This window comes from Kitasatospora sp. NPDC001225 (assembly GCF_053597855.1).
The window spans coordinates 23,480-48,634 of sequence record NZ_JBSFJC010000034.1 but is presented as its reverse complement, the minus strand read 5'-3'; the positions used below and the strand labels follow the sequence as shown (position 1 = coordinate 48,634).

General features: G+C 73.8%; 23 protein-coding genes. 10 read left to right on the top strand and 13 right to left on the bottom strand.

All coding sequences use genetic code 11. The features are described 5' to 3' along the window. Positions 1-10: 10 nt before the first annotated feature. The 3 genes from ACWDCZ_RS14695 to ACWDCZ_RS14685 all read left to right on the top strand — a co-directional run bounded on the left by ACWDCZ_RS14695 (position 11) and on the right by ACWDCZ_RS14685 (position 2,520). The gene (locus tag ACWDCZ_RS14695; protein ID WP_082346034.1) at positions 11-250 is read left to right on the top strand and encodes a chaplin; all 240 of its coding nucleotides are present in this window, start codon (positions 11-13) and stop codon (positions 248-250) included. Between the two features lie 141 nt (positions 251-391). Then, positions 392-2,023 carry an AMP-binding protein gene (locus tag ACWDCZ_RS14690; RefSeq protein WP_449816080.1) on the top strand — a complete coding sequence of 544 codons (1,632 nt, stop codon included), beginning with the start codon at positions 392-394 and terminating at the stop codon, positions 2,021-2,023. A gap of 65 nt (positions 2,024-2,088) precedes the next feature. Then, positions 2,089-2,520, top strand: a complete 432-nt coding sequence (locus tag ACWDCZ_RS14685) for an SRPBCC family protein (protein ID WP_049656735.1) — start codon at positions 2,089-2,091, stop codon at positions 2,518-2,520. A 78-nt stretch (positions 2,521-2,598) separates the two neighbouring features. On the opposite strand, the gene ACWDCZ_RS14680 is transcribed toward ACWDCZ_RS14685, so the two are convergent. Continuing rightward, positions 2,599-3,000, bottom strand: a complete 402-nt coding sequence (locus ACWDCZ_RS14680; protein WP_117487065.1) for a YccF domain-containing protein — start codon at positions 2,998-3,000, stop codon at positions 2,599-2,601. Positions 3,001-3,232: 232 nt separating this feature from the next. On the opposite strand from ACWDCZ_RS14680, the gene ACWDCZ_RS14675 reads away from it, so the two are divergent. After that, entirely contained in the window at positions 3,233-4,210 is a 978-nt protein-coding gene (locus ACWDCZ_RS14675; RefSeq protein ID WP_049656999.1) for a helix-turn-helix domain-containing protein, read from the top strand. Between the two features lie 64 nt (positions 4,211-4,274). Here ACWDCZ_RS14675 and ACWDCZ_RS14670 read toward each other — a convergent pair whose 3' ends face one another. From ACWDCZ_RS14670 to ACWDCZ_RS14625, 10 genes are all read right to left on the bottom strand, one after another. Beyond that, positions 4,275-5,234 (bottom strand): aldo/keto reductase, encoded by a 960-nt coding sequence (locus ACWDCZ_RS14670; protein WP_117487064.1) that lies wholly within the window; start codon positions 5,232-5,234, stop codon positions 4,275-4,277. Next, positions 5,209-6,267 carry a lysylphosphatidylglycerol synthase domain-containing protein gene (locus ACWDCZ_RS14665; RefSeq protein ID WP_449816079.1) on the bottom strand — a complete coding sequence of 353 codons (1,059 nt, stop codon included), beginning with the start codon at positions 6,265-6,267 and terminating at the stop codon, positions 5,209-5,211. The genes ACWDCZ_RS14670 and ACWDCZ_RS14665 overlap by 26 nt, the downstream gene beginning before the upstream one ends. Continuing rightward, complete coding sequence (locus ACWDCZ_RS14660) at positions 6,264-7,283, bottom strand: glycosyltransferase family 2 protein (RefSeq protein WP_380742830.1); 1,020 nt, start codon at positions 7,281-7,283, stop codon at positions 6,264-6,266. The genes ACWDCZ_RS14665 and ACWDCZ_RS14660 overlap by 4 nt, the downstream gene beginning before the upstream one ends. Beyond that, complete coding sequence (locus ACWDCZ_RS14655) at positions 7,276-8,439, bottom strand: endonuclease/exonuclease/phosphatase family protein (protein ID WP_388045123.1); 1,164 nt, start codon at positions 8,437-8,439, stop codon at positions 7,276-7,278. The genes ACWDCZ_RS14660 and ACWDCZ_RS14655 overlap by 8 nt, the downstream gene beginning before the upstream one ends. Further along, positions 8,433-9,452, bottom strand: a complete 1,020-nt coding sequence (locus ACWDCZ_RS14650) for a UbiA prenyltransferase family protein (RefSeq protein WP_380742832.1) — start codon at positions 9,450-9,452, stop codon at positions 8,433-8,435. The genes ACWDCZ_RS14655 and ACWDCZ_RS14650 overlap by 7 nt, the downstream gene beginning before the upstream one ends. A 20-nt stretch (positions 9,453-9,472) precedes the next feature. Next, the gene (locus ACWDCZ_RS14645) at positions 9,473-10,570 is read right to left on the bottom strand and encodes an NAD-dependent epimerase/dehydratase family protein (protein WP_380777314.1); all 1,098 of its coding nucleotides are present in this window, start codon (positions 10,568-10,570) and stop codon (positions 9,473-9,475) included. Then, the gene (locus ACWDCZ_RS14640; protein WP_387966867.1) at positions 10,567-11,637 is read right to left on the bottom strand and encodes a glycosyltransferase family 2 protein; all 1,071 of its coding nucleotides are present in this window, start codon (positions 11,635-11,637) and stop codon (positions 10,567-10,569) included. The genes ACWDCZ_RS14645 and ACWDCZ_RS14640 overlap by 4 nt, the downstream gene beginning before the upstream one ends. An 11-nt stretch (positions 11,638-11,648) precedes the next feature. Then, positions 11,649-13,289, bottom strand: coding sequence for a Rieske 2Fe-2S domain-containing protein (locus tag ACWDCZ_RS14635; protein WP_449816078.1), 1,641 nt, complete (start codon positions 13,287-13,289; stop codon positions 11,649-11,651). Positions 13,290-13,492: 203 nt separating this feature from the next. After that, positions 13,493-13,810 carry a hypothetical protein gene (locus ACWDCZ_RS14630; protein WP_074002493.1) on the bottom strand — a complete coding sequence of 106 codons (318 nt, stop codon included), beginning with the start codon at positions 13,808-13,810 and terminating at the stop codon, positions 13,493-13,495. 35 nt (positions 13,811-13,845) lie between these two features. Beyond that, a complete protein-coding gene (locus ACWDCZ_RS14625) occupies positions 13,846-13,986 on the bottom strand; it encodes a hypothetical protein (protein ID WP_181970519.1) in 141 nt (46 codons plus the stop codon). A gap of 401 nt (positions 13,987-14,387) precedes the next feature. Here ACWDCZ_RS14625 and ACWDCZ_RS14620 point away from each other — a divergent pair, with 401 nt between their 5' ends. Then, positions 14,388-15,434, top strand: a complete 1,047-nt coding sequence (locus ACWDCZ_RS14620; protein ID WP_375877120.1) for a VanZ family protein — start codon at positions 14,388-14,390, stop codon at positions 15,432-15,434. Between the two features lie 37 nt (positions 15,435-15,471). Here ACWDCZ_RS14620 and ACWDCZ_RS14615 read toward each other — a convergent pair whose 3' ends face one another. Next, positions 15,472-16,554 (bottom strand): YncE family protein, encoded by a 1,083-nt coding sequence (locus ACWDCZ_RS14615; protein WP_449816077.1) that lies wholly within the window; start codon positions 16,552-16,554, stop codon positions 15,472-15,474. Positions 16,555-16,697: 143 nt separating this feature from the next. Here ACWDCZ_RS14615 and ACWDCZ_RS14610 point away from each other — a divergent pair, with 143 nt between their 5' ends. The 4 genes from ACWDCZ_RS14610 to ACWDCZ_RS14595 all read left to right on the top strand — a co-directional run bounded on the left by ACWDCZ_RS14610 (position 16,698) and on the right by ACWDCZ_RS14595 (position 22,259). After that, entirely contained in the window at positions 16,698-17,591 is an 894-nt protein-coding gene (locus ACWDCZ_RS14610) for a LysR family transcriptional regulator (RefSeq protein ID WP_449816076.1), read from the top strand. Between the two features lie 94 nt (positions 17,592-17,685). Beyond that, entirely contained in the window at positions 17,686-18,210 is a 525-nt protein-coding gene (locus ACWDCZ_RS14605; protein ID WP_449816075.1) for a hypothetical protein, read from the top strand. Between the two features lie 146 nt (positions 18,211-18,356). Next, a complete protein-coding gene (locus ACWDCZ_RS14600; RefSeq protein ID WP_449816074.1) occupies positions 18,357-19,988 on the top strand; it encodes a multicopper oxidase family protein in 1,632 nt (543 codons plus the stop codon). Between the two features lie 249 nt (positions 19,989-20,237). Continuing rightward, positions 20,238-22,259, top strand: a complete 2,022-nt coding sequence (locus ACWDCZ_RS14595; RefSeq protein WP_074002498.1) for an APC family permease — start codon at positions 20,238-20,240, stop codon at positions 22,257-22,259. Positions 22,260-22,430: 171 nt separating this feature from the next. Here the strand turns inward: ACWDCZ_RS14595 and ACWDCZ_RS14590 are convergent, their stop codons facing one another. Next, on the bottom strand, positions 22,431-23,054 hold the full coding sequence (locus ACWDCZ_RS14590; protein WP_449816072.1) for a transglycosylase family protein: 624 nt from the start codon (positions 23,052-23,054) through the stop codon (positions 22,431-22,433). A 574-nt stretch (positions 23,055-23,628) separates the two neighbouring features. On the opposite strand from ACWDCZ_RS14590, the gene ACWDCZ_RS14585 reads away from it, so the two are divergent. Further along, positions 23,629-25,137, top strand: a complete 1,509-nt coding sequence (locus tag ACWDCZ_RS14585) for a purple acid phosphatase family protein (protein ID WP_449816071.1) — start codon at positions 23,629-23,631, stop codon at positions 25,135-25,137. Positions 25,138-25,155: the final 18 nt, after the last annotated feature.

Below are 25,155 nucleotides of genomic sequence, written 5' to 3'. Positions count from 1 at the left end.
GAGTGACGCAATGCGTATGCGTACCACCTTCGCCGCCACCGCCCTCGCCGCGGTGACGGTCCTCGTCGGGGCCGGCACCGCGTCCGCCGGCGACGCCACCGCCAACGGGGCCGCCATCGGTTCGCCCGGCATCCTGTCCGGCAACGTGATCCAGGTCCCGATCAACCTGGAGGCCAACGTCTGCGGGAACTCGATCGACATCATCGGGCTCCTCAACCCGGCGTTCGGCAACACCTGCATCAACAAGTGACCCCGCGCGCTGGGGCCGTCCGTCGACCGTGACGGGCGGCCCCAGCGCCGTGTCCGTACCCCCGTTCGGGGGTGGCGGCGCGGGGCCGGCGCCCGCGACCATGGACCCCGTCCCGCACCGCCGTCCCCAGGGAGCCCGCCCGTGCCGACCACGCCGACCCCGCGCAGCTACGCCTCCGGCACCTCGGACGTCCCGCTGCTCGGCGACACCATCGGGGAGAACCTCGACCGCGCGGTGCGCGCCTTCCCCGGGCGCGACGCCCTGGTCGACCGGGCCACCGCCCGCCGCTGGACGTACGCCGAACTCGCCGCCGACGTCGACGCCCTGGCACTCGGCCTGCTGGAACTCGGGATCGCCAAGGGGGACCGGGTCGGCATCTGGGCCCCCAACTGCGCCGAGTGGACGCTCACCCAGTACGCCACCGCCAAGCTCGGCGCGATCCTGGTCACGGTCAATCCGGCCTACCGCGCCCACGAGTTGGAGTACGTGCTGAACCAGGCCGGCATCCGGCTGCTGGTCGCCGCCGAGCGCTTCAAGACCTCCGACTACGCCGGGATGATCTCTGAAGTGCGGCCCCGCTGTCCGCAGTTGGAGCACGTCCTGCTGCTCGGCGGCCCCGACTGGGACGCGGTGACCGCCGCCGGACGGCGCGCCGACCCGGCCCGACTCGCCGAACGGCAGGGCGAGTTGGCCCCCGACGACCCGATCAACATCCAGTACACCTCCGGGACGACCGGCTTCCCCAAGGGCGCGACGCTCTCCCACCACAACATCCTCAACAACGGGTATTTCGTCGGGGAGTTGCTCGCCTACACCGAGCGGGACCGGATCTGCGTCCCGGTGCCGTTCTACCACTGCTTCGGCATGGTGATGGGCAATCTCGCCGCCACCTCGCACGGCGCCTGCATGGTCATCCCCGCCCCCTCCTTCGAGCCCGGCGCCACCCTGGCCGCCGTCGCCGCCGAGCGCTGCACCTCGCTGTACGGCGTGCCGACCATGTTCATCGCCGAGCTGGCCGACCCGGACTTCGACCGCTACGACCTCGGCAGCCTGCGCACCGGCATCATGGCCGGCTCGCCCTGCCCGAGCGAGGTGATGAAGGAGGTCATCGGGCGGATGGGCATGGCGCAGGTCTCCATCTGCTACGGCATGACCGAGACCTCGCCGGTCTCCACCCAGACCCGGGTCGACGACCCGGTCGAGCGGAGGGTCGCCACGGTGGGCCGGGTCGGCCCGCACCTGGAGGTCAAGGTGGTCGACCCGGCCACCGGTCGGACCGTCCCGCGCGGCGAACCCGGCGAGCTCTGCACCCGCGGCTACTCCGTCATGCTCGGCTACTGGGGCGAGCCGGAGCGCACCGCCGAGGCCGTCGACGCCGCCCGCTGGATGCACACCGGGGACCTCGCGGTGATGGACGGGGACGGCTACCTCGCCATCACCGGCCGGATCAAGGACATGGTGATCCGCGGCGGCGAGAACCTCTACCCGCGCGAGATCGAGGAGTTCCTCCACACCCACCCGGACATCCTCGACGTCCAGGTCATCGGCGTCCCCGACGCCAAGTACGGGGAGGAGCTGATGGCCTGGATCCGGATGCGGGAGGGCGCCGAGCCGCTCACCGCCGAGGCCGTCCGCGGGTACTGCGCCGGCCGGCTCGCCCACGTCAAGATCCCGCGCTACGTGCACGTGGTCGAGGAGTTCCCGATGACGGTCACCGGGAAGATCCGCAAGGTCGAGATGCGGGCGCAGGCCCAGCGGATCCTGGGGCTCTGACCGGGGGCGCGCCTCCGCCCGGGCGAGTCCGGGGAGCGCGCCGGCCCGCCCGGCGGGAGAGTGTGATCATGCTCGACGTCACAGTGGAACGCCTGATCCCCCTCCCGCCCGCCACGGTCGCCGCCTACGCGATGGACTGGCGCCACGACTCCGAGTGGACCCGGGGCATCCGCAGCGCCACCCTCACCCGGGAGGCCGACACCGGCGGCTTCGGCGCGGGCGCCGAGGTCACCCGGACCGCGCACTTCCTGGGCCGGTCCTTCTCGTACGTGCTGCGCGTGTCGCGCCACGACCCGCCGACGGTGCTCGACATGGTCTCTGTCGCCGGGCCGATGCCCATGCGCGTCACCTACACCTTCGAGCCCACCCGGACCGGCACCTTCGCCCGCATCCGCGTCCGCGGCGGCCTCCGCCTGGCCGGCCCGCTGATGTCCCGCCCGGTGCGGTCCGCCCTCACCGCGGACCTGCGCGCCCTGGAGTCCCGCCTCGGCCGCTGACGCCCGCCCCCCGCGCGCGAACGCGGACGGCCGGCGCGGGCTGCTGCCCGTCGCCGGCCGTCGAGGTCCGTGTCCCGGTTACCGCGCGCCCCACTCCCGGTCCGTCGGCACGATCTCGCGGCCGAGCGGCATCAGCGAGATCGGGATCATCTTCAGGTTGGCCCACCCGAAGGGGATGCCGATGATCGACAGGAACAGCGGGATGCTGGTGACCAGGTGCCCGATCGCCAGCCACCACCCGGCGAAGACCAGCCAGATCACGTTCCCGACGCACGACGCCGGCCCGGCGTCCGGCCGCTCCACCGCCGTCCGCCCGAACGGCCACAGGATGAAGCCGGCGATCCGGAAGGAGGCGATGCCGAACGGGATGGTGACGATGAGCACGCAGCAGATGATTCCCGCGAGCACGTAGGCAAGCGCCATCCAAATGCCGCAGAAAAGCAACCAGATGACGTTGAGGATGAACTTTATCGCCTTCATGGTCGGTACCTTCTCACGGCCGGTGACTTGCAGCTACGACCGTGGCATGCCCGTGGGCGGCTGTGTCCACGCCCCTAAGGGGTGGTTCTCAGGGTCCGGTCGGGGGCGTGGGGTGGTGGCCGGGTTCCCGGGGCGGGGCGGTGGGCATCCGAGAAATATTGGTATAGACCTAGTCGGCTAGCTGGCTTAGCCTCCCTGTGGTGACGAGCGGGACCATACGGGGGTATCTGCTGTGCTTGAGGTGCTGGGCATCGAACCGTCGGCGGAGGCGGTGTACCGGCTGATCGTGGAGGAGCCGGGGTTCCGGGTCGTCGACATGGCCGAGCGGTTGGGGTGGAGTGAGGAACGGGTGCGGGTCGCGTTGAACCGGTTGGCCGAGCTGGACCTGGTGAACCTGGAGGACGGCTGCCGGGACGCGGTGCCGTTCAATCCGGACGTCGGGTTCGGGTTCCTGCTCTCGCGGGCCACCGCCGACCTCAGCCGGCGCCAGCGGCAGATCGAGTCCGCCGAGCAGGCGGTGACGGCGCTGAGCGCCCGGTTCAACGCCAACCGGGCCTCGCGGTACGAGGTCATCCACCGGCTGGAGGGGCTGGACATGGTCCGCAAGCGGCTGGAGGACCTGGCCTCCACCGCCGAGCGCGAGTGCCTGTCGCTGCTGCCCGGCGGCGCCCAGCTGCCGGACACCATGGACGCCAGCGAGCCGCTGGACCGGCAGGCGCTGGAGCGCGGGGTGCGGATCAGGAGCGTCTACCAGGAGAGCTTCCGCAACGACCCGGCGACGCTGGAGTACGTCCGCTGGTTCACCCGGCTCGGCGGGCAGGCCTGCACGGTGCCCTTCCTGCCGCTGCTGCTGGTGGTGGTGGACCGGGAGACCGCGCTGGTGCCGATCGACCCGCAGGACGGCCGCGCGGGCGCGCTGGAGGTGCGGACCCCGGGGGTGGTGAGCGCGCTGGCCCTGCTGTTCGAGGAGTTCTGGGCGGCGGGCACGCCGTTCGGCCAGGACCCGCGCCGCAACGAGCACGATCTGACGCCCCAGGAACGGGAGTTGCTGCTCCTGCTGAGCATCGGCTGCACCGACGAGGTGGCCTCCCGGCGGCTCGGGCTGTCGCTGCGCACGGTGCGCCGGATGAGCTCCCAGCTGATGAACCGGCTGGGCGCGCGCAGCCGGTTCGAGGCGGGGGTGCGCGCGGCCAAGGAGGGCTGGCTCTGACCGACGGGCACGGGGCCGGGGCCTGTCCCGCACGACAGGCCCCGACGGCTGGCGGGAGGTCCGGTCAGGCCGCGGTGTCCAGCCGTCGGCGCTGCTCCTCGTCGAGGACGAGGTCCAACGCGCCCAGGCTCTCCTCCAGTTGGGCGACGGAGCTGGCGCCGACCACCGGGACGGTCGGGACGGGGTGGCCGATCAGCCAGGCCAGCACCACCTGGTTGACGGTGGCGCCGGTCTCCTCGGCCACCTCCGCCAGTACGGCCAGCCGGGCCTTCGTCTCCGGCCGCTCGTACTCCGCGCGCAGCGGGCGGTCCGGGCGGCAGTACGAGCCGCCGAGCAGCGGGGAGTAGGCGAGCAGCGCCATCGACGGCCGCGCCGCGAGGTACGAGAGCAGGGCCTCGTCGGCGTGCTTCTGGACGCCGAAGTCCGCGTCGGGCCTCGGCCGCAGGTAGCTGTGGCGCTGCTGGATGCACCGGTAGCCGGGCCAATCCCGGTCGGCGGCAAGGTCGTTGGCGTCGGCCAGCTGGGCGGCGCTGTGGTTGCTGCACCCGAGGGCGGTGACCTTGCCGTCGGCGACCAGCCCGGCGAAGGCGCCCATGGTCTCCTCGACCGGTGTGGCCGGGTCGGCCACGTGCGCGTAGTACAGGTCCAGCCGGTCGGTGCCGAGGCGGCGCAGGCTGCCCTCCGCCGCCTCCCGCACCGCGCGGGCGGACAGGCCCTCGATGTGCTCGGGGAAGGGCAGTCCGGGCACCGGGCGGGCGCCGAGCTTGGTGGCGAGCACCAGGTCGTCGCGGTTGCCGCGGCGGGCCGTCCAGCGGCCGAGCAGTTCCTCGCTCTCGTAGCCGTTCGCACCGGGCGCCCAGAAGGCGTAGTTGTTCGAGGTGTCGATGAACGTCCCGCCGGCTTCCGTGAACCGGTCGAGGATCGCCGTCGAGGTCTCCTCGTCGACGGTGGTGCCGAAGGTCATCGCGCCGAGACAGAGCACGCTGGCCGACTGGCCGTCAACTCCGAGGCTGCGGTACCGCATCAGTCTTCCCTCCAGGGGGATTGGCAGTGGTGTCGCCGGGCGCGGCCGGGGCAGTGCCCCGCCGCGACCTGGTCACCAGAATCATTACCCCGGCGGTGCCCAGTTCGGCCACTGTGCAGACCAGCCGGGAGACGATCGCGGCCGCGCCGGCCGTGGAGACCGGCACGACCGTCGACAGCGACAGCACCAGGACCATCTCCCGGGCGCCCAGGCCGTCCGGGAGGACGATCGTCAGCGTGCCCGCCACGGTGGCGAGCGCGAAGCCCCCGACGCAGGCCGCCAGCGAGCGGCCGGGCGGCCCGCCCAGGGCGACCACGATCAGCCACAGGTGCAGGCCGGCCGAGAACCAGGACAGCAGGGCCAGGGCGAGCGAAACCCGCACCGCGCGGGGCGAGTTGCGCCCGGACGGCGGCGGCCGGCGGAACAGTCGGGCGCCGTGCTCCACCGCCGCGCCGATCAGGCCCGGACGGACCACGAAGCAGAGCAGCACCAGGACCGGCAGGGCCAGCCACCAGGTGTTGCCGCCGAGCACGGCGGGCGCGATGCCGAGCGCGGCGAGGCAGGCGGTCAGCATGGTGATGCCCAGGCTGACCACGTAGGTGGTGACCATCCGTCCGGCCGTGGCCCCGTACTCGGCGCCCAGCTGGATGTGCGCGAGCAGTCCGAAGACCGGGGTCGGGAGGAACTTGCCGAGCAGCCCGCAGAAGAAGATCCGGGCGCTGCCGAACAGCCCGACGGGCGGCCCCAGGTCGTCCAGGACGGCCCGCCAGGACAGCAGGCCGAGCAGCAGCCCGCCGACGTTCGTCAGTACGGACACCGCCAGCAGGGCCAGGGACCAGCCGTCCGCCATCCTGGTCACCAGGCTCCAGGCGTCGTTGCGGGCCACCGCGACCAGGCCCGCGACGCCGGCCACCAGGAGGACGGCGGTCAGTAGCCGCCGCCGGCCCCGCGGCGGGCCGGCCGGACCGCCCCCGGACGCGTCCGCTGTAACACCGTCCGTCGCGACGCCGTCCTTCGTGACACCGTCCGTCATGACGCCGGGTGCCGCGGCCGCCGGAAGCCGCGTTCGGTGAGCGCCCGTACCGCGCCCCGGGCGACGCCCGCCACCAGTGCGGTGTGCAGCAGGAAGTGGTAGCCGACGAACACCGGGTAGTACCGCAGCCCCTGGTCGCGCACCACGAACCGGGCCAGCCCCGGGTCCGCCACCGCGAACCAGGCCACGCCCAGGGCCGGGAGGACGGCCGCCTTGGGCGTGAGCAGCAGCAGCGGCAGACTCCCCCAGGTGGCGGCGGTGGCCAGCACGCCCGGCATCCGGTTCGCCTTGAGCGCCCCGGGGCTGAATCGGTGGGCGCCGGCGAACGCCACCAGCAGCTGCGAGCGCCGGTACTGCTCGCCGAGCAGCGCGCCCAGCCGCTCCACGTCGTCGTGCCGGCCGGTGATGCGCTCGGTCAGCAGGATCGGGTACTTCGCCGCCAGCCGCTCGCTGTACTCCACGTCCTCGGACTCGCGCAGGGTCTCGTCCAGCGGGCCGATCTCCTCGTACACCTCCCGCCGGATCGCGCACATGGCGAAGAAGACGGTGCGCACCCGGCCGGTGGCGCGCCGGCGCCACCAGTACTCGTGCAGGACGCGGTAGCGCTCGACCGGGCCGTCGTCGAACAGTGCCCGCTTGCCGACCACCCCGTGGACGCAGCCGAGGTCGGGCTGCTCCGCCAGCAGGGCCACGGCGTTCGCGACCGCGTCCGGGTCCAGCGCGATGTCGGAGTCCAGGAAGAACAGGATCTCCCCGGTGCTCTCGGCCGCCCCGCGGTTGCGGGCGACGGACACCCCGCCGTTGCGCTGGGTGATCAGCCGGACGGGGTAGCGCCGGACGATCTCCGGGGAGCGGTCCGAGCTGCCGTCGTCGACGACGAGCACCTCGTGCACGGGGTAGGTCTGCGCGAGGGCGGACTCGACGACCGCCGCGATGGTCTTCTCGTAGTTGTAGTTGGGGATGATCACCGACACCGTTGGTCGTGCCTCGGCCGTGCGTGCGTCCGGATCAGCCATGTGTGCCTCCCGTTGCGGGCCCGGTGATCCAGGCGTCCTGGCGGAGATGGTCGGATGTGCCCTCGGGGCTGCTCAGCGAGTAGCGGTGGGTCCGGGAGCCGTGTGCGGTGAACGCCCAGTCGAAGCGCCACCAGTCGTGCCAGCTGCCGGCGTCCCAGGACATCGGCAGGATCGTGTCGCCCGCGTCCGCCGCGTCCTGGGTGAGGCCGCGCAGCTCGTTGAGGTCGCCCATGCCGGCGTTGGTGTTGAAGTCGCCGGCGATGAACAGGGGGTCGGGGTTGGCCCGGACGTCCCGGACCAGCCCGTCGAACTGCTGCCGGCGCTCCCGCTGCCGGCGGTGCACGTCGGCCGGGAAGTCCTGCGGGGGCATCCCGTAGGCGACCGGCACGAGCATGTGGACGTTGTAGAAGGACATCACCGAGCCGTTGACCGCGAGGTCGGTGCGCAGCACCTTGGCCCCGGCGAAGACGCGCGACCAGTCGCCCTCCCCGCGCGCCCGCAGCTCCTGGTCCGGGCCGACCGGCGGCTGCGCCACCACGGGGAACCGGGAGAGGGTCACCAACTCGCCCCGGGTGACCACCTGGTAGCCCGGGAACTCGCGCTTCAGCCGGGCGGTGTCGTCCACCTCGCGGGCGCCGTCGGCGCCGGCCGCGTCGTCCCAGTGCAGGTACTCCTGGAGCAGGTACACGTCGGCGTTCTGGGCCTTGAGGTAGGCGTAGAACCGGTCCGGGTCCACGTCGGAGCCCCAGTACTCGGTGTTCTGCGCGACGACGTGGATCGCGCCGGGCGGCACCGTCCGGTCGGCCGTCGCCGCGGCCAGCGTCAGTCCCGACTGGTCCAGCCCGACGGCGAGCGAGAGCACGCCCATGACGGCGGGCCAGCGCACCCGGCCGCGGCCGCGGCGCAGCCGGACGGCGAGCGCGGCCAGCAGCACCAGCAGCGGGACGCCGAGCAGGACCGGGGGAGGGGCGGCCCCGGGGACGACCCAGAACCAGGCCCGGCCGGTCAGGGCCTCCTGGAGCGCGCAGAACAGCAGCCACCCCGCGCTCACCGCGGCCAGCAGCCGGACCGGCCAGGTGGCGGCCCGGTCGGCGAGGAACCAGGACCGCCGGGGCCGGGGGAGCGCGAAGCGCCCGGGCTGAGGGGCCGTCACCATGACTGCACCGCCAGCAGGAGTCCGAAGCCGGTCAGCCACAGTCCGCCGACGGCGAGCATGGTCCGGTCCGTGAAGAGGGTCCGGGTCGGTTCGCCGCCGCCCTCGCTGACCAGCAGGATCTGCAGGTAGCGGGCGATCGCGAAGACCGCCAGCGGGGTGGAGAGCAGGATCCGCAGCTGGCGCATGCCGCCGGCCGCGGCGTCGCTCTGCAGGAAGGACACGTAGGCGAGCACGGTCACCGAGGCGGCGAAGGTGACCATGCTGTTCAGGAACGGGACGGAGTAGGCGCGCAGGGCCGGCCGGTGCAGCTCCGAGGGCCCGCCCTGCACCGAGGTCAGCTCGTGCCGGCGCTTGCCGAAGCCGAGCAGGATGCAGACCGAGAAGACGCAGAGCAGGAACCAGGAGGAGATCGGGACGGAGGCCGCCATCGCGCCGGCGCAGACCCGCAGCACGAAGCCGGTGGCGATGACGAACACGTCGACCACCGAGACGTGCTTGAGGACGAAGCTGTACAGGATGTTGGTGACCGCGTAGACGAGCACGGGGACGGCGGCGGCCCCCGCGGCCGCCGAGCCGGCCAGCAGGGCGAGGTAGAGGACGGCGCCGAGCACGATGGCGACCGGGACCGGGACGGCCCCGGAGGCGATCGGGCGGTGGCGTTTGACCGGGTGGCGGCGGTCCCGCTCCCGGTCGGCGAGGTCGTTGACGACGTAGGTGGCCGAGGACGCGAGGACGAACAGGACCAGGACGGGCAGGGCGCCGGCGACGGCCGGCCACGGCGAGGCGCCGGACGCCAGCAGGGGCAGCACCAGGACGACCGCGTTCTTCGGCCACTGGAACGGTCTGACCAGCCGGAGCAGGCCGCGCACCAGCGAGCCGCGCCGGGGCTCCCCGGGCAGCCCGGACCCGCCGGGCTCCTCGGGCAGGTCGGCGGGCGGGGGGCCGGTGGCCCCGTCGGGCGGATGCACCGGCGGGCCGACGAGGCCCTTGCGGTACTCGCTCGCAGTACTCACTTCCGTTCCCTTCGCTGCTGTCAGAAGAGGACCTTGACCGTGCGCAGGGCACCCTCGCGCCAGCGGTCGGAGTGCGTCCGGCCGGTGGTGCCGGCCACGGCGGACCGGTTCGCGCGGTACCAGGTGAAGCTGCGCTCGATGGCGGTCGCGTTGGAGTGGCGGGGGGTGAAACCGAGCACCTCGCGGGCGTCGGTGATGTCGACGCAGGAGTCCCGGGTGAGCTTCTGGACGAGGCGTCCGTAGACCGGGGACAGCCGCAGCGCGGCCAGCGTCCGCAGGGCGGCCTTCGCCGGGCCGAGCGGCAGCGGGACGACCCGCTTGCCGTGGCCGGCGAGGTCCAGGACGACCTGGCAGTCCTCGCGGAACGAGCCGTACTCGGCCGCGCCGACGTTGAACTCCCGGTTGACCCGCTCGCCCGGCAGGGTCAGCACCGCGGTCACCAGGTCGCAGAGGTCCTCGACGTCCAGCATCTGGTTGAGGGTGTGGCCGCCGCCGAGGACGGGGAAGCCCCGGCCGTCGAGCGCCCAGTCGAAGAGCATCGCGAAGACGCCCAGCCGGCCCGGGCCGATGAAGGTCTTCGGGCGCAGGACGGGCACGCACATGCCCCGGTCGCGGTAGTCGGCGCACAGCCGCTCGGCCGCGATCTTCGCGGCGTTGTACGGGTCGACCGGGACCAGTGGGTGGGTCTCCGGGGTCGGCGTGCGCTCCGGCAGGCCGTACACCGCGGTGGAGGAGATGTGCAGCACCCGGTCGGTCCCGGCCCGCCGGGCGGCGTCCAGGACGGTGCGGGTGCCGTCGACGTCCACCGAGCGGATCTCCGCCGCCGGGTGGCTCGGCAGGGCGGCGGCGCCGTGCACCACCACGTCCGCCTCGGCCGCCAGCCGGCCGAGCAGGGTGCGGTCCCGGACGTCGCCGACCACCGCCTCCACGGAGGGCAGGGCGGCGAGTCCGGGCGGCAGCGGGCGGCGGTCGAGGGCGACCACCCGGTGGACGGGCGAGCTGCCGAGCCGTCGGACCAGGGCGCTGCCGAGGAAGCCGGCCGCGCCGGTGAGCAGCACGCGCTGGGGGCGGGCGGTGGAGCGGGGGCCGTCGGGCGTCACGGGGCTGTCGGTGGTCACGGGCGGCCTGCCGGCGGGGTGGTCGGGCCGGGGGCACCGGCCAGCGGCGGACGGGCGGCGCCCGCCGGCGGCTCCTGGCGCCGGTACAGCCGCCGGAACCGCGGGCTCAGCAGCCACTGGCCGGCCCCGACCGCCGCGCCCGCCGTCACCGCGGTGCCCGCCGCGAAGTGCAGGGCGGTGTACGCGACCGCCGTCGGTACCCCGCGCTCGCGGACCAGGAAGGCGTGGAAGCCGCGGTCGGCGAGCACGGCGCCGGCCGCCAGGGCGGCGGTGGCGGGCAGCGTCCGGCGGGACACCAGGGCCAGCGGCAGCGAGGCGACCGCGCCGGCCGCGGCGAGCGCGGCGACGGCCCGGGAGCGGGTCTCGAACCCGCGCATGAAGCCCCGGTGGTCCACGTAGAGCGGCACCCGCAGGCGCGCCCGGCGGAACAGCTTGCGGACCAGCCCGGACAGCTGCTCCTCGTCGTTGTGCCGCCCGACCACCGCGGAGCTGAGCTCGATCCGGTGGGTGGCCGACAGCCGTACGCCGAAGTCGATCTCCTCGGTCTGGCGCAGGGCCGGGTTGAGCCCGCCGGAGTCCAGGAACAGCGACCGGCGGATGGCCGCCAGGGCCGAGAACCAGGGGGTGACGGTGCCCTCGGAGCTGATCCGCCAGTAGTACGACTGGAGGATCCGGTAGTCCCCGACCCGGGTGGTCGGCAGCAGCGGCTCCTTGGCGGTGATGCCGCACACCGACCCGGTCTCCGGGTCGGCGGCGAGGCGCTCCACCGCGGCGGCGACCGAGGTCGGGGAGAGGCCGACGTCGGCGTCCAGGAAGAACACGATCTCGCCGCGGGCCTCCCGGGCACCGCGGTTGCGGGTCTCGGCGGGCCCCGCGTTGCGCTCCTGGCGGACCAGTCGGCACGGGTACTTCTCCGCCACCAGGGCGGAGTCGTCGGTGCTGGCGTCGTCGACCACGACGATCTCGAGGTTGGGGTAGGTCTGGGCGGTCACCGCGTCCAGGCAGGCGGGCAGTGTGCGGGCGTCGTTGTAGAGCGGGATGACCACCGACACCAGGGGAAGGGTCATGTCTGTCCTGTTCAGGCCGCGGGGATCTCGGGCAGGTCCGGGTCATCGTCGGACGGGTTGACCCGCGCCTCGCTGATGATCTTCCGGTCGTCACTGGTCAGGCAGCGGCCGGTGGCCAGGTCGAACTCCCAGTCGTGCAGGCGGCAGGTGAGGATGCCGTCCCGGTGGGAGCCGAACCGGACCAGGTCCGCCTTGAGGTGGGGGCAGAGCCGCTGGACGACGTGGTCGCCGGCCCGGGCGCGCTTCTCGGTCTGGCTCAACTCCGCGTAGTAGCCCTCGACATAGGCCATCCGCTCGGTCGAGAGAGAGGCGAAGAAGGTGGTCACGAACTCGTTGAAGGGCCCCTTGCGGGCGGCCTTGAAACGGCAGGACAGGAACAGCTCGTTCGCCCAGTCGGGGCAGCGCTCGGCGACCATCCGCTCCATCAGCGGCCGGGGCAGCTCGAAGCGGTAGCGGCACTCCTCGCCTGCCCAGCGGGCCACCCGGCGGTCCAGGAAGTCGAACAGGATCTGCTCGGCGGGTGCGGTCCCGGCTCCGGTCCCGCCGTCGGCTCCCTCCTCGGCTCCGGCCGCGTCCGGGGTGTCCACCACCTCGACCAGGACCCGGCCGTTGATGCCCTCGCAGGTGCGGTCGGCGTACTGCAGCAGCGGCTCCACCCACTCCCGCAGGCCGGTCAGCAGGTCGGTGCGGGTGGTCGGCCAGCCGGCCTTCTCCGCGCGGATCCGGTCGGCCCGGCGGGCCTGGTACTCGCGCAGGTAGCCGGTGCGGTCGTCGCGGATCCGGGCGACCGTCCGCTCGTCGACCTGCTCCAGCCGGCAGCTGCGGTCCGGGCCCAACTCGGCCACGGTGCCCGGCAGGAGGAGGTGGGTGTTGGTCACCCCGCGCTCGCGGAGGAAGTCGAGGAAGACCCACTGGTCGGGGAAGATGTTGGCGTCGTCGCCGTCCAGGTCGTTGAGGTGGAAGAGCTCCTCGTCCAGGAAGCAGGGCGGCCCGGCGAACGGGAAGACGTGCTCGGCGCCGTACTGCTCGACGTAGTTCAGCGCGCGGGCCATGCCGTTGCGGCGCTTGCGGCGGCCGACGGTCTGCTTCATCCGGGCGGGGAAGTCGTACACCATCGGGTACCAGATCGCCCCGGAGTACTGGAGGAAGTGCCCGGCGAGCGGCCCGAAGGACCTGATCCGGGGCTCGTCGACCGGGCGGGCGTCGTTCTGGTTGAGGATCCGGGTGCCGTTGTCGTCGATGAGGATCGCGGAGTCGCCGATCGGGCCGTCGGTCGGCGAGGTGAGCGCGTTGACCATCACCTGGACGCCGCCGTCCAGTTGCGTCGGTTCGAGGTCCCGGGTCTGGACGAAGTGGCGGAAGCCGAGGTCCTCCAGGGACGTCCGCAGGTCGCGGACCGGGTAGTCCGGCAGCAGGACGACGGTGTCCTTGGACATCCGGGTCCGCAGCCACTCGGCGTCGAAGTGGTCGTGGTGGAGGTGGGAGACGTACAGGTACTCCGCGGTGTGCAGTTGGGCGGTGTCCATCGCCTCGTTGTCGGGGAACGGGAACCACGAGGCGAAGAACGCCGGATTGAACCAGGGGTCGCAGAGGATGCGCCCGGCACTGGTCTCCACGAGCAGGCCGGCGTGGCCGACGGATGTGATGCGCATGAGTCTCCAATGGCGGTCGAGCGACTTCAGGGGGAGGCGGCCGGGGAGAGGCAACGGCCGTGGGGGGAGCCACCGTTGGGGGAGCGGCCGCGGTGCCGTCCGGGCGGGCGTCAGTGGCCGTCCGTGGGCCCTGTCAGCGGTCGTGGGCGGGCGTGAGCGGGCGTGAGCGGCCGTGAGCGGTCGTCAGCGGCCGTTAGTGGCCGTCAGTGGGTGTCGCGCCGCGGGCCGGCGGGCCGGTCGAGCACGTTGAAGTCCGCGACGGCGAACCGGGCGAGCGCCGTCGGGCCGGCGACGGCCCGGTGGGCGATCGCGATGGCGCGGCCGACGGCGTCGGTCAGGTCGCAGCCGGCGAGGTAGAAGGTCAACCGGACACCCCGGGGGGTGATGTGGACGTGGAGGTGCTCGACGCCGTCGCGGGCGGACGTGACGCTGTCCAGGGCCGAGAGCACGGCCCCGACGGTCGGCCGGGCGCCCGCCGACCCGCCTGTCGCGGCGGTCAGCAGCACGCCGACGAGGTGCACCGGAAGTCCTGGGAGCTCTGGGGGGAACCGGCCGGTCAGCCCCAGGAGAAGCCGCTGCCCACCGCGGCCGGGAAGGCCTGCGGGAGCGGGCGGAAGGGAAGCGGGGCGACCGGCGCGGTGGCGAGCCCGGTCGTCGTCCGGCGTACGGGGCCGCGGGAACGCGCGGAGGTGAACATGGGGAAGTCCTCCGAATCCTGGGGGGTTTCGGGCCGCTCTCGTTCGTCCGCGGCCTCGGTGGTCCCAAGATTCGCACGGGCCCCGGTGCGCTCACACGGGTTCAGGGTGACACCAAACGCGTGGCAGCTTCGGGCCAGGAAGGGGACGTCGCGCCGACCCCGGATGAGCTGCGCGGCAGTCGACTTGGCAGGTTTCGGTCAGGCGGAAGGTGTCAGCCCGCCACCGTCGCGCGTTCCGCGATGCGGACAGCCGGCGGCCGCCCCCGGGAGGGAATACGTGCAGGTCCCTCGCGTGGACGGCTCGGTCTCGCGAGGGACCTGAGGGTGGGTCCGGGGCCGGAGCAGGCCGGTGCCACGACTGGGGTAGCGTTCCTTTGCCTACCCTTGACCCGGAAGACCTGATGATCGAAGCAAGCTACTCGGCCGTCCCCGCCCTCCTGCTCGTGTTCGCCGTCCTCGGGTCGGCGCTCGCCCTCGGAACCGCCCGGTGGGCCCGCCGGAGAGGCATGGCGGTCCCGACGGCGGTGCTGTGGGGACTGAGCCTGGCGGGCGAGCTGGCGGTGACGCTGACACCGACGGCCACCGGGTACTCGGGGCCGCCGAGTTGCACGATCGGGCCCGGCATGTGGGCCGACGCGACGGCGCAGCAGGGGCTGATGAACATCGCGCTCTACCTGCCACTGGCGTTCTTCGGCGTGCTGCTCTTCCGACGGCCGGTCACCGTGCTCGCGGGCTGCGCGGTGCTGTCCGCCGTCACCGAGGTCGTCCAGACCCTGCTCGGGACCGGACGCGCCTGCGACGGTGCGGACTTCGTCGACAACGCGGCCGGCGCGCTGCTGGGGACGCTGCTCGCCGCCGGCTGGCTGTTGGCGCGGCGGCGCGGGCTGCCCAGGCTGCGCCGGGACCTCGTCCACGGGCTGGTGCTGGGCGCCGTCGGGCTGGCGGGGGCGGGGCTGGTGGTCCACTTCGGGATCCGCACGTACCGGGACTCGCCGGGCCTCTTCGCTCCGCCGTCCGACGACATCGCGACGGCGCAGCGGGTGGCGGAGGGCGTGTTCGGCCCGCGCACGCTGGTGGACACCACCACGACCACCGCCGACCCCGGGCTCACCCAGCAGATCATGGACGTCAGCACCGACCGCGGCGACCTCCGGATCGAGCAGCCCAGCGGCCGTCTGCTCGCCGTCGCCGCCGCCACGCCCTCCGCCGACGCGGCCGGCTCGCCAGCCCTCACCCCGGAGCAGGTCGTCGCCGCCGGCCGGGCCTTCGCCGACACCTGGTTCGCCGACCGGATCGCCGGCCTGACCCCGACCGTCACCCCCGCCGGCCCGAACGGCGCTGCCCGCACGCTTGGTTACCGCCGCGAGGGTACGGCCGCCGGGCAGCCGGCGGTGCGCCTCGACCTGACCGTGGGCGCCGACGGCCGCATCCTGACAGCCGCCTCGTAGTCCCTGGTCCTCGAACTCCCGTGGTCCGTCCCGGGATTCAGGCAGGACGGGGCAGGTACGCCAGGCCGTGCGCGCCCGCCTCGCCGAGCCGGGGGACCTCCAGTCGGGCCACCTGCTCCAGCGACTCCAGGTCGATGACGTCGACGGTGGAGGAGACGGCGCAGGAGACGTAGGCGAGGCGGCCGTCGGGGGAGGAGGTGACGGTGAGCGGGAAGAGGCCCACCTCGACCGAGCCGAGCCGCTGGTGACCGTCGGCGGCGAAGACCGTGAGACGGCCGGGGAGTTGGCGCCCCAGGGGCGAGCCGGCCTCGGGGACGCTGCGCACCTCGCCGGCCAGCAGCCTGCCGGTCGGGGTGAGGTGGACCGGCAGGGCCGGGGAGTCCGTCGGGAGGACGTCCGTGACGGTCGCGGTCGCGACGTCGATGACGCGGATGCCGGGGGTCGGGGCGGGCGTGGCGGTGGTCGAGAAGTACGGGCCGGCGGCGTAGACCCGGGCGCCGTCGGGGGAGACGGCCAGGCCCTCGCTGCCGGGGACCTCGACCTTGGCGGTCAGCACGCCCCGGTCGAGGTCGACGACCGAGACGAAGGGCGCCTCCTTGTTGGTGGCGAAGCCGGTCCGGCCGTCCGGGGTGATGGCGAACCAGTGCGGACCGGGCGCCTCGGTGTCGATCCGGCCGATCGGGCGGCGGGTCCCGGTGTCGATGACCACGACGCCGCCGGGCCGGTCCGGGCCGCCCTCCACGCTGACGTACAGCCGGCCGCGGGCGGTGTCCAGGGCCAGCCCGTGCGGGCCGTGTTCGGGGGCGAGGTCGACCACGTCGACGACCCGCCGGGTGTCGGCGTCGATGACGGTCACCTCGGTGCGGCGGCCGCTGTTGGCGCCGTAGTAGCCCGAGCGGTAGGCGCTGGTGCACCAGAGCAGCCGCCGGTTCGGGTCGAAGCAGAGCTCGTGCGGTTCGGCGAGGACCCGGACGGTGTCGAGGTGCCGGTCGGTGGCGGCGTCGAAGAACAGGACGTCCGAGCCGCTCTGGCTGACGACGGCGAGGACGTCGCCGGAGCGGTCGGTGCGGTCGGTGTGGTCGGCACGCTCGGTGCGGTCGGTGCGGGAGGGCTGCGACATGAGGACTCCTCGGGGAGGGCTTCGCGGTCTCGCGGTTTCGCGGTCGTTTCCACTGTCGTCGGCAGCCGCGGCGGGAGCCATGCAAGGATCGGCATCGGATAGTTGCCCAGGATGCAAAGACCCAGGTCAGGAGCGGACGGCCAATGGATCTCAACCTGCTGCGGGCGCTGGACGCCCTGCTCCAGGAGAACAGTGTGACCCGCGCCGCCGAGCGGCTCGGCACCTCACCGGCGGCCGTCAGCCGGATGCTGGCCCGGCTGCGCCGCGCCGTCGAGGACCCGCTGCTGGTGCGCGCCGGGCAGGGCCTCGTCCCGACCCCGCGGGCGCTCGAACTGCGGGAGGAGGTCGGCGCGCTGCTGCGCGGCTGCGACGACGTGCTGCGCCCCGGCGCCGGCTTCGACCCCGTCCACCTCGACCGGACCTTCACGCTGCAGGCCGGTGAACTGATGCTGGTACGGACGGCGGGCGCCCTCGTCGAGCGGGTCCGGGCGGAGGCCCCGCGGGTGGACGTGGTCTTCCTGCCGGAGGCGCTGGAGGACGGGCCGGCGCTGCGGCAGGGGCTGGTGGACGTCGAACTGGGCGTGCTCGGCCACCTGGACACGGAGGTCCGCACCCGGCAGCTCCTCCGCGTTCCCCTGGTCGGCCTCGCCCGGGCGGGCCATCCGCTGTTCGACGGCCGCCGGATCACCGCCCGCCGGTTCGCCGCCGCCGACCACATCGGCGTCTCCCGGCGCGGCAAACGGCTCGGCCCGATCGACGCCGGGCTCGCCGAACTCGGGCTCCGGCGCCGGGTGGCGGTGGTCGTGCCCAGTCACACCGGCGCGATGCTGCTCGCCCGGGACAGCGACCTGGTCACCCTCGTCCCCGAGGACTGGCTGCCGGACACCGTCGCCGCGCTGGGCCTGCGCACCTTCCCGATCCCGCTGGAACTCGCCCCGCTGGAGCTGGGGATGGCCTGGCACCCGCGCAACTCGGCCGATCCGGGGCACCGCTGGTTCCGCGAGCACGTGGCGGCCGCGGTGCTGGGGCCGGAGTAGCCCCCCGCGGGGGTGCGCCCCGGCTCGGTCCGCGGTGTGCGGCCGGGATACCCTGCCGGGGTACATGGCGGCGGCTGGGGACAGGAGGCGGAGGATGGTGCGGTCACGGCCGTTCGGTCCGCCGGTGCCGTGGGCGCCGCGCCTGCTGCTGCTCGCCGCGCTGCTGTTCGGCATCGTGACGATGCACACGCTCGGCCATCCGGGCGGCGGGCACGGCGGTTCCGGCGGGTACGGCGGGTACGGCGGACACGGTGGTTCCGGCGGGCACGAGGGAGCGGGGACGCACGCCTCGGCCGTGCACCAGGCGCACCCCGCGGCCGCCGTCCACCACGGCCCGGCCGCCGCGCCCATGGGGGCCGCCTCCGCCGTCGACCCCGCCCTCTCGGCCGCCTCCTCCGTCGACCCGACCATCGCCGGCGGCATGGACCCGATGGCGGTCTGCCTCGCCGTCCTGGCTGGCTGGACCCTGGTGCTGCTCCTCGCCGGCCCGCTGCTGCGCCGCAGCGGCGACGCCGCCGCCGCCGAGGTACGGGCCCGACTGCTGCGCGCCGTCCGCGCGCTGCCCCCGCCCGGGGGCGGGCGGATACTCCTCGCCCGGCTTTCGGTGCTGCGCCAGTAGGCGCGCGCCCGCCGTCCCGTGCCCGCGCCCGCCCTGGAGCGCCCGCGCGCACGTCCACGCGCCCGCTCGCGCCCCGCAGCGCCCGCGCACGGAACGGCCGACGCGACGTCCTGCACACCCACACACCGCACGAGGTGCACTCCGCCATGCGCACACCCACCCGTCGTACCGTCCTCGGCGCCGCGCTCGCCGCAGCCGGGACCGGCCTGCTCACCGCCTGCTCCTCCGGCTCCATGAAGGGCATGGACCACGGGTCCATGAACCACGGCCCCACGAGCGGCACGACCGGAGCCGCCGCCCCGGCTGGCTACCTCGCCCCGAACGGCCCCGAGGTCGCCGCCGCCGAGGCCCGGCGCAACCCCGGCCCGGAGCGGAAGGTCGCGCTCACCGCCACCGAGACCACCCTGGACCTCGGCGGCCGCACCGTCCGCAGCTGGGCGTACGGCGACCGCCTGTCCGGCCAGGAGGTGCGCGCCACCCTCGGCGACACGCTCGCCGTCACCCTCGCCAACCACCTGCCGCAGCCCACCACGCTGCACTGGCACGGCCTCGCGCTGCGCAACGACATGGACGGCGTGCCGGGCGTGACCCAGGCCGACGTCCGGCCCGGCGCCTCCTTCGAGTACCGCTTCGCGCTCGCCCACCCGGGCACGTACTGGTTCCACCCGCACTCCGGCGTCCAGCAGGACCGCGGCCTGTACGCCCCGCTGATCGTGGAGGACCCCAGGGAGCCGCTGGCCTACGACAAGGAGTGGGTCGTCGTCCTGGACGACTGGGTGGACGGCGTCGACGGCAGCACCCCGGACGCCGTCCTCGCCGAACTCGCCCGGGGCATGGGCGGGATGGACCACTCGGGCGGCTCCGGCCACGACATGCCGGGGATGACGGGGATGCCGGGCCACGACATGGCGGGGACGCCCGGCGCGGGCAGCACCCCGAACGCCGCCGGCCCGTCCCGGATGCTGATGGGCGCTCAGAGCCCGCTGCTGGGAGGCGACGCCGGTGACGTCGCGTACCCGTTCCACCTGGTCAACGGCAGGCTCGCGACCGCGCCCGAGACCTTCACCGCCAAGCCCGGCGACCGGATCCGGATCCGGCTGGTCAACGCGGGCGGCGACACCGCCTACCGGGTCGCCCTCGGCGGCCACGAGCTGACCGTCACCCACACCGACGGCCTCCCGGTCGAACCGGCCACCGCCCAGGCGCTGCTGCTCGGCATGGGCGAGCGCTACGACGTGCTGGTGACCGCCAAGGACGGCGCCTTCCCGCTGACCGCGCTGGCCGAGGGCAAGAACGCCACCGCCCTGGCCGTGCTGCGCACCGGCGGCGGCGCCGCGCCCGACGCCGCCGTCCGCCCGGCCGAGCTGGACGGCCGGCTGGTCACCGCGGGGCAGCTCAAGGCCGCCCCGGACGTCCGGCTGCCGGCCAAGACGCCGGACCGCACGGTGAGGCTGGAGCTCACCGGCGGGATGGCGAAGGCCGACTGGGCGTTCAACGGCCGCCGGTACGACCCGGCGCAGCGCTACCCGGTGGCGGCGGGCGAGCGGGTGCGGCTGGAGTTCCGCAACAGCACCGCCATGTGGCACCCCGTCCACCTGCACGGTCACAGCTTCGCGCTGCCCGGGGACGGCCCGCGCAAGGACACCGCGGTGGTGCTGCCGGGCACGACCCTGGCCGTCGACTTCGACGCCGACAACCCGGGCCTGTGGATGGTGCACTGCCACAACGTCTACCACGCGGAGACGGGCATGATGACCGTCCTCGGCTACCGGGCCTGATCGCGGACTCCCCCCCCGCGCGAAAGTGCCCGGGTTCCACCCCGAAAGGACCCCGAACCGCTCCGGCGGTTCGGGGTCCCGCCGTCTCCGGCACCCGGCGCACTCCGGCGTGCCACCGGCACCGACCTGCGGCGTCATGACGATTTCTTAACGCGGCCCGGTAGCGGATCCTTAACGCCGGTCGCATAGCCTGACGCACTGCCGTCGCCCGACGGCGTTTTTACGGGGTCTTTAAACAAGAGGTGCAAGGTGGTTTCGTCGGGTTCGACGGAGACGGCGGAGTCGGACGCGCCGTCGGCGCGAATACGCCTCCGCAGCTGGCTGCTGGAGGACGTGACCGCGGAGAAGCCCGCGCGGCAGTCCGCCGACGAGGGCGCCCCGGAGGCGCCGACCGGGGGCGCGGCGGCGGGGGACTCCGCCGCGCACGGCACGCCCGCCGGCCAGCGCTGGTGGCGGGTGATGTGCCTGACCGGCCTGGACTACTTCTCGACGCTCGGCTACCAGCCGGGCATCGCCGCCCTGGCCGCGGGCGTGCTGTCGCCGATCGCCACCATCGTGCTGGTGGTGGTCACCCTGCTGGGCGCGCTGCCGGTCTACCGGCGGGTGGCCAAGGAGAGCCCGCGCGGCGAGGGCTCGATCGCGATGCTGGAGCGGCTGCTGTCGTTCTGGAAGGGCAAGCTGTTCGTCCTCGCGCTGCTCGGCTTCGCGGCGACGGACTTCCTGATCACCATCACGCTGTCCGCCGCCGACGCGAGCGCGCACCTGGTGGAGAACCCGCACCTGACCGGCTTCCTCGGCGGCAAGCAGGTGGTGATCACGCTGGTCCTGGTGGCCCTGCTCGGCGCGGTCTTCCTCAAGGGCTTCAGCGAGGCGATCGGCCTGGCGGTGTTCCTGGTCGGGACGTACCTGGTGCTGAACGTGGTCGTGGTGGCCGTCGGCCTCTGGAAGATCGTCTCGGCGCCGCACGTGGTCACCGACTGGACGGACGCGCTGACCGCCCAGCACGGCAACCCGATCGTCATGGTCGGCGTGGCCCTGGTGACCTTCCCGAAGCTGGCGCTCGGCCTGTCCGGCTTCGAGACCGGCGTCGCCGTGATGCCGCACATCAAGGGCGACCCCGACGACACCGAGGCGAACCCGGCCGGCCGGATCCGCGGCACCCGCAAGCTGCTGACCACCGCCGCCGTGATCATGAGCTGCTTCCTGATCGCCACCAGCTTCATCACCACGCTGCTCATCCCGGCCGACCAGTTCAAGGCCGGCGGCGACGCCAACGGCCGCGCCCTGGCGTACCTGGCCCACCAGTACCTCGGCGGCGCCTTCGGCAGCGTCTACGACCTCTCCACCATCGCGATCCTCTGGTTCGCCGGCGCCTCCGCCATGGCGGGCATGCTCAACCTGCTGCCCCGCTACCTGCCGCGCTACGGCATGGCCCCGCACTGGGCCCGCGCGGTGCGGCCGATGGTGATCGTGCTGACCCTGATCGGCTTCCTGGTCACCTGGATCTTCGACGCCGACGTAGACGCCCAGGGCGGCGCGTACGCGACCGGCGTGCTGGTGCTGATCAGCTCCGCCGCCATCGCGGTGACCATCGCCGCGCACAAGAAGCGCGAGCGCGGCTGGACCGTCGCCTTCGCGGTCATCGCGGCGATCTTCCTCTACACCACCGTGCTGAACTGCCTGGAGCGGCCGGACGGCCTGAAGATCGGCGCCTGCTTCATCGCCGGGATCGTCCTGGTCTCGCTGCTCTCCCGCCTGCGCCGCGCCTTCGAGCTGCGCGTCACCAGCGTGGCCCTGGACGACGTGGCGGAACGTTTCATCAGGGACTACGCCCACCGGCCGCTGCGGCTGATCGCCAACGAGCCGAACAGCCGGGACCTCGCCGAGTACCGCGACAAGATCCACCAGATCCGCGCCGACAACGACATCCCCGGCGAGGACGACCTGGTCTTCGTCGAGGTGACCGTCCGCGACGCCTCCGACTTCGAGGCCGCGCTGACCGTGCGCGGCGAGGTGCTGCACGGCCGCTACCGGGTGCTCACCCTGGAGAGCTCCAGCATCCCGAACGCGCTCGCCGCGCTGGCGCTCAACATCCGGGACCGCACCGGGCAGCAGCCGCACCTCTACTTCGAGTGGACCGAGGGCAGCCCCTTCGCCCAGTTCCTGCGGTTCTTCCTGTTCGGACAGGGCGAGGTCGCCCCCGTCACCCGCGAGGTGCTGCGCGAGGCCGAGCCGGACCGCTCGCGCCGCCCGCGCGTCCACGTCGGCTGACGGCCTGTCTCTGCTGCAAGGCCCGTAACGCCCCGGCCCGTCCGCCTCGGTCCGTCCGCCCCGGTCCGTCCGCTCCTGGTGAGCGGACGGGCCGTCGGCGTGTCCGGGGCCGAACGACGGACCGCCGCCCGCGCCTGGGCGGGCGCGGGCGGCGGTCGGGTTCGACCGGTCCTAGGAGGGGAGTTCGAGGACCAGTCCGGGATGGATGAGGTCCGGGTCCTCGCCGACCGCGTCGCGGTTGAGCTCGTAGAGCGCCGGCCAGCCGCCGGGGACGCGCAGGGACTCGGCGAGGTCGGCGAGGGTGTCGTTCTCGCGGACCGTCCAGGTGCCGTCCTCGGACTCGACCGGGGCGGCTTGGGTGTGGGTGTGGGTGTGGGCGTGGGCCGGGGGCGGCGGGGCGTTGTCGCGGCCCTGGCCGTGGGTGGCGCGGGCGCCGCACACGGGCCAGGGGGAGAGGCCGCGACGTTCGGCCAGGAGCTGGGCGACGGCGATCTGCTGCTCGCGGGTGGCGAGGTCGGCGCGCGGGGCGTAGCCGAGGCCGCCGTTCTCCCGCCAGGTGGGCTGGTCGAACTGGAGGCCGCCGTAGTAGCCGTTGCCGCTGTTGATGCGCCAGTTTCCGCTGCTCTCGCAGGCCGCCACGCGGTCCCAGTCGTACGAGCCGCCGCCCTCCCTCCCGGGGTCGGACCGGCTGTCGCGGCCTGGCGGCGCGGCGTGGGCCGCGGGGGCGGCGAGGGCCACGGTGAGGGCGCAGAGCGCGGTCGGGACGATGCGGCGCAGGCGAACGGTGGGAGGCATGGGCGGCTCTCAGACTCGGGGACAAGACCGGCGCCGTCCACGGGGGCGGCGCACTCCCACCCATGCACGCCGGACGGTGCGTTCCGTGGACGACACGTCCGACGGGTCACCCGCGCGGCGGTCCGGGGCCACCCCGGTGGTCGGCGGCCGACCGGCCGTACTCCTCGTCGCCTTGCCGTTTCGTCGCTTTGGTGCCTCGTCACCTCGCCGCTGGTGCGCCTGCCGCCCGCTTCCGGCGCCGGCGGCCGTCGTCGCGGCCCCGGCTCCCGCGCCGCGACCTCGGGGCTCCCGCGCCGCCCGGCCGACCGGGGACAAGGTCGTGCACCGAGGGTTCCCGGCCACCCGCCGTTCGGCTGGCGTTCGCCGTCCGCACGGCTGGGCGTGACCCGGCCGTGCGGTGCGGCTGGGAGCCTCCTCGGCGTTTCCCCGAGCCCAGGAGGCGGCAGTGGCGGCACAACCCTCTCGTACTTCCCGCACATCCCGTACGTCTCGAAGGACGGTCCTTCGCACCGGTGCGGCGGCCGGTGCGCTCGCCGCGCTGCCCGCGTCCACCCTGCTGTGGACCCAGCCGGCGGTGGCCGGTACGCCCGGCCCGGAGCAGCTCCACCTCCAGTGGGGCGACGAGCCCTCCCGCGAGATGACGGTCTCCTGGGCGACGGCGGCGTCCGTGAACCGTCCCCGGGTGCGGATCGGCACCCCGCGCGAAGGCGCCGGCCGGACGGTGCACGCGCGCAGCCGCAGCTACGTGGACGGCCTCAACAAGGTCGAGACCTTCACCCACCACGCCCGCCTGGACGGCCTGCGGCCCGACACGACGTACGTCTACGAGGTGCTGCACGACGGCGCCCAGCCGGTCCGCGGCACCTTCCGCACCGCTCCCGCGCCCGGCCGGGCCGCGTTCCGCTTCACCAGCTTCGGAGACCTCGGCACCGGCGACAACGTGTTCAGCAAGTCCTCCATCCACGGCGCGGCGGCGGTCCGTCAGGTCGAGGGGTTCGACCCGCTGTTCCACCTGCTCAACGGCGACCTCGCGTACGCCAACAACAACCCGCAGCGCCAGCCGCAGGCCTGGAACGCGTTCATGAACAACATGTCCGGATCGGCCGCCCACCGCCCGTGGATGCCCACACCCGGGAACCACGAGGTCGAGGCCGGTGGCGGGGAGCTCGGCTACGCCTCCTACCTGACCCGCTTCGAGCTGCCGGACAACGGCACGCGTGACCACTGCGGCACCTGGTACGGCTTCCAGATCGGCTCGGTGCTCTTCGTCAGCCTGGACGGCAACGAGATCGCGGTCGAGGACGACGCCAGCATCGACCCCGCCACCGGGCAGTCCATCTACATCAGCGGGTACAGCGACGGCGCCCAACTCCGCTGGCTGGACCGGCTGTTGTCGCGGGCCCGGGGTGGCAGCTCGGTGGACTGGATCGTGGTCTACCTGCACCAGTTCGCGATGTCCTCCTCCGCCCAGAGCCACGGCGGCGACATGGGCATCCGGGAGAAGCTGCTGCCGCTGCTCGACCGCCACAGCGTCGACCTCGTGCTGGCCGGCCACGACCACGACTACGAGCGCACCCACCCGGTGCGCGGCACCGCCCCCGGCGGCCTGCTCACCCCGGCCGTCGCCGACGACGACCTGCGGCAGATCGACACCTCGCAGGGCACCGTCCACCTGATCCTCGGCGGCGGCGGCACCGCCGGGCACGACGACGTCTACCTGCCCGCCGACGCCGACGGCGTCCGCGAGGCCTCCGTCCGCACTCAGCGCCTCACCTACAAGGCCGACCCGGACGCCAAGGAGAAGGCCCACTGGTCCGCCGTCACCGACCCGGACACCCGCTACCCCTACGGCGTCGCGGTCTTCGACGTCGACCCGGGGACGGTGCCCGGCGGCCGGACCGCCATCACCGTCAGCTACTACCACTCCGTCCCGGCCACCGCCGCCGCCCCGCTCCCGACGCCGGTGCTGTACGACCGCTTCACCCTGTACCGCGACCGCAGCGACGGCTGGGACGACGACCAGGGTGAGGACTCCCAGGGCGAGGGCTCGCAGGGCCGGTCGGTCGCCGGCGCCGGCCGGTAGCGCACCCGTCGTCGAGGG